This window comes from Caulobacter sp. NIBR2454 (assembly GCF_027474405.1).
GTDB lineage: Bacteria > Pseudomonadota > Alphaproteobacteria > Caulobacterales > Caulobacteraceae > Caulobacter.
This window is the reverse complement of sequence record NZ_CP114871.1, coordinates 1,203,400-1,215,931: the sequence shown is the minus strand read 5'-3', so window position 1 is coordinate 1,215,931 and position 12,532 is coordinate 1,203,400. Positions and strand designations below refer to the sequence as shown.

General features: G+C 67.4%; 12 protein-coding genes. 7 read left to right on the top strand and 5 right to left on the bottom strand.

What is annotated here, in order from left to right; genetic code table 11:
* Positions 1-13 precede the first annotated feature (13 nt).
* Positions 14-619: a TIGR00730 family Rossman fold protein gene (locus O5K31_RS05960; RefSeq protein ID WP_269716394.1), complete on the top strand. Its 606-nt coding sequence runs from the start codon at positions 14-16 to the stop codon at positions 617-619.
* A gap of 71 nt (positions 620-690) precedes the next feature.
* A complete protein-coding gene (locus O5K31_RS05955; RefSeq protein WP_269716393.1) occupies positions 691-1,002 on the top strand; it encodes a CC_3452 family protein in 312 nt (103 codons plus the stop codon).
* A 3-nt stretch (positions 1,003-1,005) separates the two neighbouring features.
* On the opposite strand, the gene gltX is transcribed toward O5K31_RS05955, so the two are convergent.
* From gltX to fliX, 3 genes are all read right to left on the bottom strand, one after another.
* Positions 1,006-2,340 carry a glutamate--tRNA ligase gene (gene gltX / locus O5K31_RS05950; RefSeq protein ID WP_269716392.1) on the bottom strand — a complete coding sequence of 445 codons (1,335 nt, stop codon included), beginning with the start codon at positions 2,338-2,340 and terminating at the stop codon, positions 1,006-1,008.
* Positions 2,341-2,410: 70 nt separating this feature from the next.
* Positions 2,411-2,839 (bottom strand): RNA polymerase-binding protein DksA, encoded by a 429-nt coding sequence (gene dksA / locus O5K31_RS05945; protein ID WP_269716391.1) that lies wholly within the window; start codon positions 2,837-2,839, stop codon positions 2,411-2,413.
* 93 nt (positions 2,840-2,932) lie between these two features.
* On the bottom strand, positions 2,933-3,370 hold the full coding sequence (gene fliX / locus O5K31_RS05940; RefSeq protein WP_269716390.1) for a flagellar assembly regulator FliX: 438 nt from the start codon (positions 3,368-3,370) through the stop codon (positions 2,933-2,935).
* A gap of 186 nt (positions 3,371-3,556) precedes the next feature.
* Here fliX and O5K31_RS05935 point away from each other — a divergent pair, with 186 nt between their 5' ends.
* The 5 genes from O5K31_RS05935 to O5K31_RS05915 all read left to right on the top strand — a co-directional run bounded on the left by O5K31_RS05935 (position 3,557) and on the right by O5K31_RS05915 (position 8,839).
* Positions 3,557-4,669 carry a flagellar basal body P-ring protein FlgI gene (locus O5K31_RS05935; RefSeq protein ID WP_269716389.1) on the top strand — a complete coding sequence of 371 codons (1,113 nt, stop codon included), beginning with the start codon at positions 3,557-3,559 and terminating at the stop codon, positions 4,667-4,669.
* The gene (locus tag O5K31_RS05930; RefSeq protein ID WP_332367270.1) at positions 4,669-5,013 is read left to right on the top strand and encodes a rod-binding protein; all 345 of its coding nucleotides are present in this window, start codon (positions 4,669-4,671) and stop codon (positions 5,011-5,013) included. The genes O5K31_RS05935 and O5K31_RS05930 overlap by 1 nt, the downstream gene beginning before the upstream one ends.
* A complete protein-coding gene (locus tag O5K31_RS05925) occupies positions 5,010-5,453 on the top strand; it encodes a flagellar basal body protein (protein WP_269716388.1) in 444 nt (147 codons plus the stop codon). Before O5K31_RS05930 ends, O5K31_RS05925 begins: the two co-directional genes overlap by 4 nt.
* A gap of 56 nt (positions 5,454-5,509) precedes the next feature.
* Positions 5,510-6,472 (top strand): LamG domain-containing protein, encoded by a 963-nt coding sequence (locus O5K31_RS05920; protein WP_269716387.1) that lies wholly within the window; start codon positions 5,510-5,512, stop codon positions 6,470-6,472.
* Positions 6,473-6,607: 135 nt separating this feature from the next.
* Positions 6,608-8,839 carry a TonB-dependent receptor gene (locus tag O5K31_RS05915; RefSeq protein ID WP_269716386.1) on the top strand — a complete coding sequence of 744 codons (2,232 nt, stop codon included), beginning with the start codon at positions 6,608-6,610 and terminating at the stop codon, positions 8,837-8,839.
* A 60-nt stretch (positions 8,840-8,899) separates the two neighbouring features.
* Here the strand turns inward: O5K31_RS05915 and O5K31_RS05910 are convergent, their stop codons facing one another.
* Together O5K31_RS05910 and O5K31_RS05905 are read right to left on the bottom strand one after the other, a co-directional pair.
* A complete protein-coding gene (locus tag O5K31_RS05910; RefSeq protein ID WP_269716385.1) occupies positions 8,900-10,714 on the bottom strand; it encodes a DUF885 domain-containing protein in 1,815 nt (604 codons plus the stop codon).
* A 120-nt stretch (positions 10,715-10,834) separates the two neighbouring features.
* Complete coding sequence (locus O5K31_RS05905; protein WP_269716384.1) at positions 10,835-12,412, bottom strand: ABC-F family ATP-binding cassette domain-containing protein; 1,578 nt, start codon at positions 12,410-12,412, stop codon at positions 10,835-10,837.
* Positions 12,413-12,532 lie beyond the last annotated feature (120 nt).

Here is a 12,532-nt window from a genome sequence, read left to right as displayed (position 1 = left end):
GGAGTGACCGACCATGTCGCACGAGTCCAGGCGTCTGGATTCGGTCTGCGTCTATTGCGGGTCCTCCGACGCCGTTAATCCCCAATTGTTGCAGGACGCCGCCGAAGTCGGGCGCGAATTCGCCCGCGCCGGCCTGCGCCTGGTCTACGGCGGCGGCGGGGTCGGCCTGATGGGCGCCAGCGCAGGCGCGGCCCACGACGCCGGCGGCCGGGTGCTGGGAATCATCCCCAGCTTCCTGATCGGCACCGAGCGGCCCCTGACCAAGGTCGAGACCCAGGTCGTCGAGACCATGGCCGAGCGCAAGAAGGGCCTGTTCGACAGCTCCGACGCCTTCGTCGTCCTGCCCGGCGGCGTCGGCACCCTGGAAGAGATCGTCGAGCTGCTGTCCTGGCGGCGGCTGAACCTGCATGACAAGCCGGTGGTCTTCTACAGCCCTGACGGGTTCTGGGAGCCGTTGTTCAAGCTGTTCCAGCACACCATCGACACGGGCTTCACCCCCGCCTCGTTCAACGACGCGTGGCGGGTGGTCGAACGTCCGCAGGATGTTGTTCCCGCGCTGCGCGCCATGGTCGCCGCCGATCCCATCGAGGACGTAAGCGAAGCCATTCGCTTGACATAGTTGCGTTTAAAAACGCACTATGCGTCGTCCGCCGGCTCTCCCTCCGGCGGGGGGATATTAGGAGAGTCATCATGCGTATCGTGCTCGGCCTCGTCGCCGTGGCCGCCCTCATGGGCGCGACCGCGGTTCAAGCCGCTTCCAAGGACGGCGCCGCCGTCACCCTCAAGGCCGCCCCGGCCAAGGCCCGCCTGATCCAGGACGGCGCCGCCTGGATCTGCAAGGACGTGACCTGCGTCGCGTCCGCGGTCAAATCCCAGCCCGCCCTGCGCGCCTGCAAGCGCGTCGCCAGCGAACTGGGCGCCGTCAGCGCCTTCACCTGGCGCGGCGAAGACCTGTCGGCCGACGACGTGACGGCCTGCAACACGGCCGCCAAGGCTGGCTAAGGATTAGGCGGTTTCGCCGGACAGCCGGCGGACCGCCTTCTCACGCCCGATCAGGGCCAGGATCGGACCCATTTCCGGGCCATGATCCATACCGGTGAGCGCGCGACGCAGGGGCAGGAACAGACCCTTGCCCTTGGCCCCGGTCTTTTCCTTCACCGCGTTAACCCATTCGCTCCAGGTCTCCGGGCCGACGGTCTCCGGCAGCAGAGCCTTGGCCTCGTCCAGGAACGCCTGATCCTCGACGACCGGCGTCACCTCACCCGAGATGATCGCCGCCAGAGCCGTCACGTCCGAGAACAGATTCAGGTTACCGCGCACCGCCAGCCAGAAGGCCTCGCCCAGATCAACACCCAGCGCCGCCAGACGCGGCTTGGCCGTCTCATAAGGCATGGCGTGCAGGATGGCCGCGTTCAGGCGCGCCAGATCCGCCTCGTCATAGCGGGCGGCCGAACGGCCCATTTTCGAGAACTCAAAGCTCTCGCCCAGGGCGGCCAACGACTCGCCGATCTCCAGGTTGTCGGAGGTGCCGATCTTGGCCAGGTGCGAGGTGATCGCCAGCGGCTCGAAACCCTGCTCGCGCAGGTCGCAGATCGACAGCGAACCCAGACGCTTGGACAGCGCGCCGCCATCCGCCCCGACCAGCAGGGTCATGTGGGCGAAGGTCGGCGCGGCGGCGCCCAAGGCCTCGAAGATCTCGATCTGGGCGCCGGTATTGGTGACATGGTCCTCGCCGCGGATCACATGGGTGATACCCATGTCGATGTCGTCCACCACCGACGGCAGGGTGTAGAGGAACGCGCCGTCCTCGCGGATCAGCACCGGGTCGGACATAGAGGCCGTATCGACCTCGCACTCACCGCGAACCAGGTCCACCCATTTGACGCGCTTGCCTTCGAGGCGGAAGCGCCAGTGAGGGCGGCGACCCTCGGCTTCCAGCGCGGCCTTTTCCTCGTCGGTCAGCTTGAGCGCGGCGCGGTCGTAGATCGGCGGCTGGCCGCGCGACAGCTGCACCTTGCGGCGGCGGTCAAGCTCCTCGCCGGTCTCATAAGCCGGATACAGGCGGCCCTGCGCCTTCAGGCGCTCGACGGCCTGCTGATAGATGGGGAAGCGTGCGGACTGGTTGTGACGCTCGTCCCAGACAAGACCAAGCCAGGTCAGATCGGTCTCGATGCCCTGCTCGAATTCCTTGGTCGAACGCTCAAGGTCGGTGTCGTCGATGCGCAGCACGAACTGCCCGCCCTGACGCTTGGCGAACAGCCAGTTGATCAGCGCGGCGCGGATGTTGCCCACATGCAGACGCCCGGTGGGCGACGGCGCGAAACGGACCTTGGCGGTCATAACCACAGCTTTCCTTATCGAAGGCCGGCTAGGTCGGCCCTCGACGACGGGAAGTCAAGCGGTCAGGCCGTCAGTCGTCCCGGTGGACGCGCTCGCGACGCTCATGGCGCTCCTGCGCCTCGAGGCTGAGGGTCGCCACGGGACGCGCCTCAAGCCGGGCCAGGCCGATCGGCTCGCCCGTCTCCTCGCAATATCCGTAGGAGCCATCCTCGATCCGGCGCAGGGCCTCGTCGATCTTGGAGATCAGCTTACGCTGACGATCACGGGTACGCAGCTCAAGAGCCCGATCAGTCTCCGACGAGGCGCGGTCAGCCAAGTCAGGATGATTTTCAGTCTCTGTTTGAAGGTGCGAAACCGTGTCGCGAGATTCGCGTAGAATCTCTTCCTTCCAGTCGAGCAACTTCTGTTTGAAGAACTCGAGCTGGCGCTCATTCATAAACTCTTCGTCCTCGGAAGGACGATAGGCTTCTTTCGAAACCAGAACCGCGGCCGCCGTCATTAGCGCCTCACGCCCCAAAAAACCTACCCACAGCAGGCAGGCCGCTTATAGCAAAACAAAACCGAGGTTCAACGGCCCAATGCATCCTATCGATCACGCCATCGCCCGTTGTGACATTTCGAACTTGGCCAGCTCCACCGCGGCGCGGGTTTCGATCTGATCCAGCAGGCTTTCCAGACCCGGGTCATCGGTGCTGTCGCGTTGGTCGCGAACGACCCTGGCCAGCTTCTGCAGCTGGGGTGCGGAGAGGCCGCCATCCAGCATCGCCATCTTCACCTCTTCCAGGACATCCAGGATGCGCCCCGCCCGCTTCACGGCGCGACGACGGCCGTCCAGGGGCGTTCCCACCGCCTGCATGGCCAGAAGCGCATCGACTGACGCCACGCCCGTGACGCCGCCCGCTCCGCCGACTCCGGTCGAGGCCGCGGCCTCTTCCACAGCTGGCAACGAGAAGCCGCCGCCGGAGGAAGCGCCCTTGGCGCGACCCGCGCCGCCGACCGATCCCGCCCCGCTCGAACCGCTGACCTTCATGGTAAATCCCGCTCGCCCGTTAACCATATAACTCTCGGCCACATGGGCTTGCGGTATGGTTAATGCCGGGCAGAAATTGCCCTCGGCGCCGGATACGCGGCGCCCCGCCCGGAATCGCCTTGATTCCGTTGGGATTCTTTCTGGCCCGCTTCTGGCATGGCGTCTCGCGAAATTAGTGGGACAACCATGCGCCGTTCATTTTCGCCTTTGTTCGCAGCTCTCCTGGTCGCCGCCGCCACCGCATTCAGCGGCGCGGCCTCAGCGGCCTCGCGCATCAAGGACATCGTCGAGTTCGAGGGCGTGCGGGACAACGTCCTGATCGGCCAGGGTCTGGTCGTCGGCCTCAACGGCACCGGCGACAACCTGCGTAACTCGCCCATGACCCGCCAGGCCATGGAGTCGAGCTTCGAGCGCCTCGGCATCAACATCCGCAACTCCAACCTGAACTCCAAGAACGCCGCCTCGGTGATCGTCACCGCCAAGCTGCCGCCGTTCGCCGCCCCGGGGTCGGCTGTCGACGTCACGGTTTCGGCGGTCGGCGACGCCAAGAGCCTGATGGGCGGCACGCTGCTGGTCACCGCCCTCCGCGGCGCCGACGGCGAGACCTACGCCGTGGCGCAAGGCACCGTTCAGACCGGCTCGATCTCGGCTCAGGGCGCTTCGGGTTCCTCGATCACCAAGGGCGTTCCCACCGCCGGCCGCGTCGCCGGCGGCGCCATCGTCGAGAACGAAACCCACTTCCAGCTGGCCAGCATGGGCCAGATGCGCCTGACCCTGCGCAATCCCGACTTCACGACCTCGCGCGCGGTGGCCGACGCCATCAACGCCCGCTTCTTCGGCGCGGCTACGGCCGACAACCCCACCATCGTCACCGTCCGCCCGCCTGCCGGCCGCGACCTGATCAGCTTCATCACGGCCATCGAAGGCCTGACCGTCCAGACAGACGCTCCGGCCCGCGTGGTGATCGATGAGGTTTCCGGCGTGATCGTTGTGGGCGACGACGTCCGCGTCTCCACCGTGGCCATCGCCCAGGGCAACCTGACCATCAGCGTTCAGGAGACCCCCGGCGTCAGCCAGCCCGCGCCCTTCAGCCAGGGCCAGACCGCCGTCGTGCCGCAGAGCAACCTAGGCATCGACGAGGAAAAGGGCCGCCAGTTGGTCACCCTCAAGGACGGGGCCTCGCTCGCCAGCCTGGTGAACGGCCTGAACGCCCTGGGCGTCACGCCCCGCGACATGATCTCGATCCTGCAGGCCATCAAGGCCGCGGGCGCCCTGCAAGCCGACATTCAGGTGATGTGATGAGCAGCCTCAACCTAGCCGCCATCGACGCTCAACTCGCCGCCGCCAAGGCTGCGGCCCCTTCCGCCGCCGAAATGGCCAAGCGCGGCCAGATCAAGGAAACGGCCCAGAGCTTCGAGGCCTCGTTCCTCACCCAGATGATGCAGCCGATGTTCGAAGGCCTCGGCGAAGGTCCCTTCGGCGGCGGCCAAGGCGAGCAGATGTTCAAGGGCTTCCTGCTGGAGGCCATGGGCAAGCAGATGGCCCGCTCTGGCGGTGTCGGCCTCGCGTCGACGGTCGAGCGCGAGATGCTGAAGCTTCAAGGCCTGACCGATCTCAGCCAGACGGGAACCCCCGCCCTATGACCGCCAATTCCGACGTCGTCGTCCGCGCCGAAGCTCTGGTGAACCTCACCCAGCGCCTGACGGAGCTGCTGGCCCAGCAGGCCCAGGCCTTCGAGACGCGCCGTCCGCACGAGGCCGCCGACACCATCGAGGAATCGGCCAAGCTGGCGAACGTCTACCGGTTCGAGTCCGCCCGCCTGAAGCGCGACCCTTCGGTGATGAACGGCGCCCCGCCCGCCCTGCGCGCCCAACTGCTGCGCGTGACCGAGGCCTTCGACGCCGTCTTGGCCCGCCACGGCCGCGCCCTTGAAGCCGCCAAGACCATCACCGAGGGCCTGGTTCAGGCCATCGCCGAGGAAGTGGCTTCCCAGCGCTCGGCCACCGGCGGCTACGGCTCCAGCGGCGAGCGCCACGCCCCCGCCGACGCCGGCGTCGCCATCGCCCTGAACCGCCGGGCCTGACCTTGACCGCATAACGGCGATCAGCCATCTGCGGCTCCGCAGCCGCAGGAGTCTCCGTGTTCGTTCGCCTCGCCATCCTTCTCGCCGCATTCAGCCTATGTTCGCCTGCGGTCGCCGGCTCTCTGCGCTTTGCTGAGAACCGCCCAGAACAATACGACTTCGCTGACTTGGCCCGGCTGCCGCCCGAATTCGGCCGCGGCGAGTTCTCTTTCGAACTCTGGATCAAGCCGGACGCCGGCTATCCCGTCGGGCCTGTCTATCGCGCCAGCAAGGCGCAACTTCGCAATTGGTCGGACGCCGATCCTAAGCCCTACAGCAGCCCTGGCTGGTGGCTGACGGGTAACTGGCTGCTGGACGGTCATACCCGGCCCGAGGGCTATACCGCAGGGGCCACCCGCGAGGGTACGTTCAGCCTGCAATTCTACGGCGGCGGGCGTTTGCGCTGGATGTTCGCCGACGACAAGGTCAACGCCTCCATGACCGCCGGCGAGCCACAGGGATCTGTCTACGCGGTCCAGGCTTGGCCAGCGGCCACGACGCCGAGCTTGCTGGACGACAAATGGCACCACGTCGTGGCGGTTCGGCGCTGGCGCGCGCCCGAGGGGGCGACCTTGGAATTGTGGATTGATGGCGCCCGCGTCGCCGCCACCGATATCGCCACACGCACCGACATGCGCCGTTTCTGGGATCAGCTGGCTCACCCCCGCGACCCGAAGGAGCTAGGCGGCTGGGCCTTCGGCTCGGAGGTGATGACCGCCTGGGATTACGAGTTCACCCAGTACGAGGACTACAAGGGCCTTGTCGATGCGCTGCGGCTCTGGGGCCGCGCCCTGACGCCGGAGCAGATCGCCGCCGCCGCCAAGGGCGGCCGGATCGACCGAACCGCCCTGCTCGGCCGCTACGGCTTCGATGAGGGACGCGGCGACCGCGCCGTCGACGCCCTGAACCCGAACCACGAGATCACCCTGCACCGAATGCCCCTGGGCTGGTCGCCCGAGGATGCACCCGCCAGAGACTGACGTGTTGGCATAATGAACACAGTTCGCCGACGTTCTGTGTTGTAGACGTCACAAATCTTGCGCACTTCGCCGAATTAGGCAGAGAGAAGGACCCAGTTCCCGCGCTCCTCCCGCGCGGCAAACGGGGATCCTTCAATGACCATTCACACCACCCGCAAGCTGACGCTTCTCGGGTTTTCCGCCGTTGCGGCCATCATCGCCGCGACGCCCGCCCTGGCCCAGACGACCGACAACGGCGAGCTCGAAAGCGTCGTCGTCACCGCCCGCAAGCGGTCCGAAGACCTGAAGGACATTCCCAGCTCGGTCAGCTCCATCAGCGCCGAAAGCCTGCAGGCGGCCACGGCCGGCGGCGCGGACATCACGTCGCTGTCGGCGCGCACGCCCAGCCTGGTGGTCGAAACTTCGTTCGGACGCACCTTCCCGCGCTTCTACATCCGCGGTCTGGGCAACACCGATTTCGATCTGAACGCCTCGCAGCCGGTGTCGATTGTCTTCGACGAGGTCGTGCTGGAAAACCCGATCCTCAAGGGCTTCCCCGTGTTCGACGTGGCCGCGGTGGAAGTGCTGCGCGGGCCGCAGGGCACCCTGTTTGGCCGCAACACCCCGGCCGGCGTGGTGAAATTCGATTCCGTGAAGCCGACCGAGGAATTCGGCGGCTACGCCCGTGTCGGCGTCCGCTCGTTCAAGGGCTTTGACGGCGAGGCTGTGATCAACGGCCGCCTTGCCGAAGGCCTTTCGGGCCGCGCCTCCTTCCTGACTCAGACCCAGGGCGACTGGGTCGAGAACGCCGCGCCCGGCGGCGGCGAAAAGCTGGGCGACTACCGTGAACTGGCGGGCCGCCTGCAACTGCGCTACCAGCCCAACGAACAGCTGGACGCCGTTCTGAACCTGCATGGCCGCAAGCTGCAGGGCACCTCGCAGCTCTTCCGCGCCAACGTCGTCGGCGCGAACGGCGGCCTGGTCGACGGCTTCGACCGCGACAAGATCTTCTACGACGGCGGCGACGGCAATCCGCAGGAACTGGAGACCTGGGGCCTGTCTGGCCGCGTCGATTACGACATGGGCGCCGTCACCCTGACTTCGGTCACCGGCTATGAGCGTGGTCAGGTCTACAGCCGCGGCGACATCGACGGCGGCTACGGCGCCGTGTTCGCCCCGCCCTCGGGTCCCGGCTTCATCCCCTTCCCGTCGGAGTCGGCTGACGGCGTCGACGACCTGCAGCAGTTCACCCAGGAACTGCGCCTGTCCAGCAACGACGACGCTCCGCTGTTCTGGCAGGCCGGCGCCTACTACTTCCACGAAGACGCCGACATCGCGTCCTACAGCTACAACACCCTGGGCGGCGGCGGCCTGGACGGCTACGCCTTCCAGAACCAGAAGACCAAGGCCTGGGCGCTGTTCGGCTCGGCGTCCTATGACCTCACCGATCAACTGACCCTCACCGGCGGCCTGCGCTATTCGGACGACGACAAGGACTACGTCACCCTGCGCACGCTCAGCCCTGTCGGCGGCGGCGCCCTGGCGCCGATCCGCGTTTCGGTGGGCGACAGCTCGTTCAGCTGGGACGCTTCGCTCGTCTATGAGGCGACGCCGGACACCAACCTCTACGCCCGTGTGGCTCGCGGCTATCGCGCGCCCAGCATCCAGGGCCGCGTGGTGTTCAGCAACGTCGTCACCACCGCCGACTCCGAGTTCGTGACGTCCTATGAGGCGGGCGTGAAGTCGTCGCTGCTCGACCGCCGCATGCGCACCGAACTGTCGGCCTTCTACTACGAGATCGAGGACCAGCAGCTGACCGCCATCGGCGGCGCGGGCAACTTCAACCAGCTGGTCAACGCCGACAAGGGCGTGGGCTACGGCTTTGAAGCCAGCGTCGAGTTCCGCCCGATCCCGCAACTGACCCTGGGCGCCTCGGCCTCTTACAACCACACTGAAATCAAGGACGCGGACCTGACCGTCGGCGTCTGCGGCGCGGCCTGCACGGTCACCGACCCGCTCGCCTCGCCAGGCTTTGCGCGCATCGACGGCAACAGCTTCCCCAATGCGCCCAAGTGGATCGCGGATCTGAACGCCCGCTACGCCCACCCCCTGCCCAACGGCGGCGAGCTCTTCGTCTATACGGACTGGGCCTACAAGGGTGACACGCACTTCTTCCTCTACGAGGCGCGTGAGTTCCGCGAGGAAGGCTTCTGGGAAGGCGGCGTGCGCGCCGGCTATGTCAGCCCGACCGGCGACTACGAGTTCGTCGTTTACGGCCGCAACATCACCGACGAAGAGCGCCTCACCGGCGCCATCGACTTCAACAACCTCACCGGCATCGTCAACGGCCCCCGCATCTGGGGCGCCGAGATCAAGGTGAAGTACTAAACGACGAAGGCCCTCTCCAAGGAGAGGGCCTTTTTCTTTTCCGGCGCGTGGCGACTTCGCCTACGCCTTGCTGCGCGCCACCCAGCGACGGACGCGGGTCTCTAGCACCGACAGCGGCAGGGCGCCGGCGCTCAGGACCGTGTCGTGGAACCCACGCTGGTCGAAGCGATCGCCCAGGGCCTGCCGGGCTTCCTGACGCAGGGCCAGGATCTTGACCATCCCGACCTTGTACGAGGTCGCCTGCCCCGGATTGACGAAGTAGCGGCGGATCTCCGAGCGAATCTTGCCCACCGGCTGCGGCGAGTTGGCGGTGTAGAACTCCAGCGCCTTGGCCTCGCTCCAGCCCTTGGCGTGGATGCCCGTGTCGACCACCAGGCGGATCGCGCGCCAGATCTCGCGGCCCAGCCGGCCGAAGTCGCTATAGAGGTCCTGGTAGAAGCCCGCCTCCTTGGCCAGCAGCTCCACGTACAGCCCCCAACCCTCGACATAGGCGCCGTAGCCGGTCTGGGTGCGGAACACCGGCACGCCGGTCATCTCCTGGGCCAGCGAGATCTGCATGTGATGGCCTGGCCACCCCTCGTGGTAGCTGGTGCCCTCGATCTCGTAGATCGGCGTCGCCCGCACGTCCGACAGGTGGACGTAGAACACCCCAGGCCGCGAGCCGTCCGGAGCGCCGGAGCTGTAGTGCGCCGCGCCGCCCGGCTCTTCCCGGAAGGCCTCGACGCGCTTGACGATCAGGTCGGACTTCGGAAGCCGCCCGAAATACTCCGGCAGCTTGGCCTTCATGGCCGCCAGATAATCCTCGGACAACTTCAGGTAACGCGCCCGGCCCGCATCGTCATTGCTGACATAGAAGCGGTCGTCTGTGCGCATGAAGACGAAGAACTCCTCCAGCGTGCCCTTGAAGCCGATCTTGGCTTTAAGCGTCTCCATCTCGCCCCGGATACGAGCGACCTCCGCCAGGCCCAGATCGTGGATCTGGTCTGCCGTCATGTCCGTCGTCGTCTGCTGGCGCAGCATGGCGTTGTAGTAGGCCACGCCATCCGGCAGGGCCCCAGCTCCTTGCGGCTCGGCCGAGGTGTTCGCGCGGTCAGCCGCCAGCCACGCGGCTAAACGGTCATAGGCCGGCTTCATCTTGCCGGTCATGGCGTCGGCGACCGCCTTGTCGAAGGCCGCGGCCTGGGCGTCGTCGATCTTGCCGTCCGCCTTCAGCTTGGTCGTCTTGGCCTTGGCGTCCGCGAACAGCGCCGTGACGCCCTCGCCGCCGAACGGCGCGCCAGTCAGCAGGCGCCGCACTTCCTCCGCCGACTGGTCATAGGAAAAGCGCGGCATGCGCACGCCCGCCGCCGCCGCGCGCTTGGCGCGGTCCAGCTGAACGTCCAGAGCCGGACCGATGGCGGCGACACGCGCCACATAGGCCTGCATGTCGGCTGGCGTATCGACCCGGTGGGTGTTGATCATGAAGTTGGGGAAGCTGGTGTGCGGTCCCCCGCGATCGAAGACATAGGAGTGCCCCCGCCAGCGGTTGGACTCCTCGGCGCGGCTCAGCTCCAGCTCCCACATCTCGAAAGAGGTGCGGGCGTCCTCCCCCAGGGCGTTGGGGTCGAACCGGCGCTTCATCTCCGCCACGTTCTGCTTGCGCCAGGCCAGGCGCCTGGCCATGGCGGCGTCGCTGCGGTCGGTTAGCTGGTCGTTCGCGGTCTTGCGGCCCAGACGCGTCAGGCGCTCGGGGTCCATCGCCAGATCCTGCTCGAACGCGGCGTCGAGGAAGGCGGTGAGTTGCTTGTCCAGGTCCGCCGACTGAGCCGCCGCCAGGGCGGGCGTCAACGCCGCCGCAGCCGCCCCAAATCCAAAGTCACGCCGCGAAAGCCGCATCTCGTTTTCCTCATGCAAAGACACAATGGGCGCGGACGCTAGCAGGTTCTGGCCGGCGCGATAGCGGTGGCGGGACCGGAAAATCCCGGTCACATGCCAGCCTTGCCGCGGCGCGGCGCCTCATAGCTCGATCCGCCGCTCCACCCCGATCGCCGCCAGGAAGTCCGTGTCGTGGCTGACCACCAGCATCGCGCCGTCATAGGCCGACAGCGCCGTCTCGATCGCGGCGATGCTGGCCAGGTCCAGGTGGTTGGTCGGCTCGTCCAGGATCAGAAGTTGCGGCGGCTCGCTCCGCGCCAGCACGCAGGCCAGAGCCGCCCTTAATCGCTCGCCGCCGCTCAGCGTGCCCGCGATCTGCTTGGCCGCGACGTTGCGGAACAGGAACCGCGCCAGCGCCGCATGGGCGTCGTTAACGCTGGCCTGCGGATTGAGCCGCTGGAAGTTCTCCAGGATGGTCTGGTCGTCGTCCAGCACAGCGGTCTTCTGGTCCAGCAGCGCCGCCGACCCGCCACGCATGACGGCTCCCGCCGTCGTCTCCAGCTCACCTGCCGCCAGCCTCAGCAAGGTGGTCTTGCCCCGGCCGTTGGGCCCCACCACGGCCACGCGCTCCGGCCCGGTGATGCGCAACGACACGTCGCTCAGGATCGTCGTCTCGCCATAGCCGAACGACACATCTTCCAGCGCCAGAACCATCCGTCCCGCCGGCAAGCCCGTGGACGGCAGGGAAAAGCCCAGCTCCCGCACTTGCTCCACCCGCTCGCGCGCGCTCTCCAGCCGTTCGGCCGCGACGCCTCGCAGGCGTTCGGCCAGGCGCTCGCCCTGCGCGCCGCTGTTCTCCGCCCGCTCGGCCATGGCGCCGAGCATGATCTTTGGCGTCCCGCCCTTGGCGGCGAAGCGCTGGCCGGCGGCGTCGCGGCGGGCCTTCTTCTCCCGCGCCGCCTGCGCCTCACGCGCCACGCGGTCGGTCTCGCGCTCGGCCGAGGCCAGGTCACGCTCCGCCGCCGCCTGTTCCTCGGCCTTGCGGGCGGCGTAGAGGTCGTAGCTTCCGCCATAGACCCTGGCCCCCAGGCTGGAGAGCTCGACGATCCGGTCCATCTCACGCAGCAGGGCGCGGTCATGGCTGATCACCAGCGCCCCGCCCCGCCAGCCGCGCAGCACCTGGACGACAAGGGCGCGCCCTTCGGCATCCAGATTGTTGGTCGGCTCGTCCAGCAGGATCAGGTCCGGGGCCTCCACCAGCAGTCGCGCTAGGCCCGCGCGGGTCGCCTGCCCGCCGCTCAAGGACGCAGCGGGCCGCGCCGGATCGATCCCGTCCAGCCCAACCTCGCCCAGGGCCTGGGCCAGCCGCGCCGGCAGGGTCCAGTCCGCCTCGGCGAAATCGGCCTGGTCACCCTCCCCCGCCTCGATGCGGGCGAGACGCTCCAGATCGTCGGCCACACCCAGCAGGTCAGCCACCGTTGCGCCCGGCTCCGGCGTCAGGGTCTGGCGCAACACGCTGATCCGCCCGCTCACACCGATAGAGCCGGCGGCGGGCGTCGCCTCCCCGGCGATCAGGCGCAGCAGAGTCGTCTTGCCGACGCCGTTGCGGCCGACAAGTCCAGTGCGCTCCGGCCCGAAGGCCAGGGTCAGGTTGTCAAAGAGAGGCCGGCCGTCAGGCGTGCGGGCGGCGAGATTGTCCAGGGTGAGAAAGGCGGGCATGGCGACCTGCGAGCAGCATTGAGGAAAGGACGAAGCGGTCGTTTCCAGAGCTGATCATGGCCGTGGCCTCCTTGATGGACTGGAGGCGGATATAGGCCAGCCGGTCGCTGGCCGCAAACC

Excerpts from the sequence above, each read along its gene's own strand:
- O5K31_RS05960 (WP_269716394.1), top strand. The coding sequence starts at position 14 with ATGTCGCACGAGTCCAGGCGTCTGGATTCGGTCTGCGTCTATTGCGGG.
- O5K31_RS05955 (WP_269716393.1), top strand. The coding sequence starts at position 691 with ATGCGTATCGTGCTCGGCCTCGTCGCCGTGGCCGCCCTCATGGGCGCG.
- gltX (WP_269716392.1), bottom strand. The coding sequence starts at position 2,340 with ATGACCGCCAAGGTCCGTTTCGCGCCGTCGCCCACCGGGCGTCTGCAT.
- dksA (WP_269716391.1), bottom strand. The coding sequence starts at position 2,839 with ATGACGGCGGCCGCGGTTCTGGTTTCGAAAGAAGCCTATCGTCCTTCC.
- fliX (WP_269716390.1), bottom strand. The coding sequence starts at position 3,370 with ATGAAGGTCAGCGGTTCGAGCGGGGCGGGATCGGTCGGCGGCGCGGGT.
- O5K31_RS05935 (WP_269716389.1), top strand. The coding sequence starts at position 3,557 with ATGCGCCGTTCATTTTCGCCTTTGTTCGCAGCTCTCCTGGTCGCCGCC.
- O5K31_RS05930 (WP_332367270.1), top strand. The coding sequence starts at position 4,669 with ATGAGCAGCCTCAACCTAGCCGCCATCGACGCTCAACTCGCCGCCGCC.
- O5K31_RS05925 (WP_269716388.1), top strand. The coding sequence starts at position 5,010 with ATGACCGCCAATTCCGACGTCGTCGTCCGCGCCGAAGCTCTGGTGAAC.
- O5K31_RS05915 (WP_269716386.1), top strand. The coding sequence starts at position 6,608 with ATGACCATTCACACCACCCGCAAGCTGACGCTTCTCGGGTTTTCCGCC.
- O5K31_RS05910 (WP_269716385.1), bottom strand. The coding sequence starts at position 10,714 with ATGCGGCTTTCGCGGCGTGACTTTGGATTTGGGGCGGCTGCGGCGGCG.
- O5K31_RS05905 (WP_269716384.1), bottom strand. The coding sequence starts at position 12,412 with ATGCCCGCCTTTCTCACCCTGGACAATCTCGCCGCCCGCACGCCTGAC.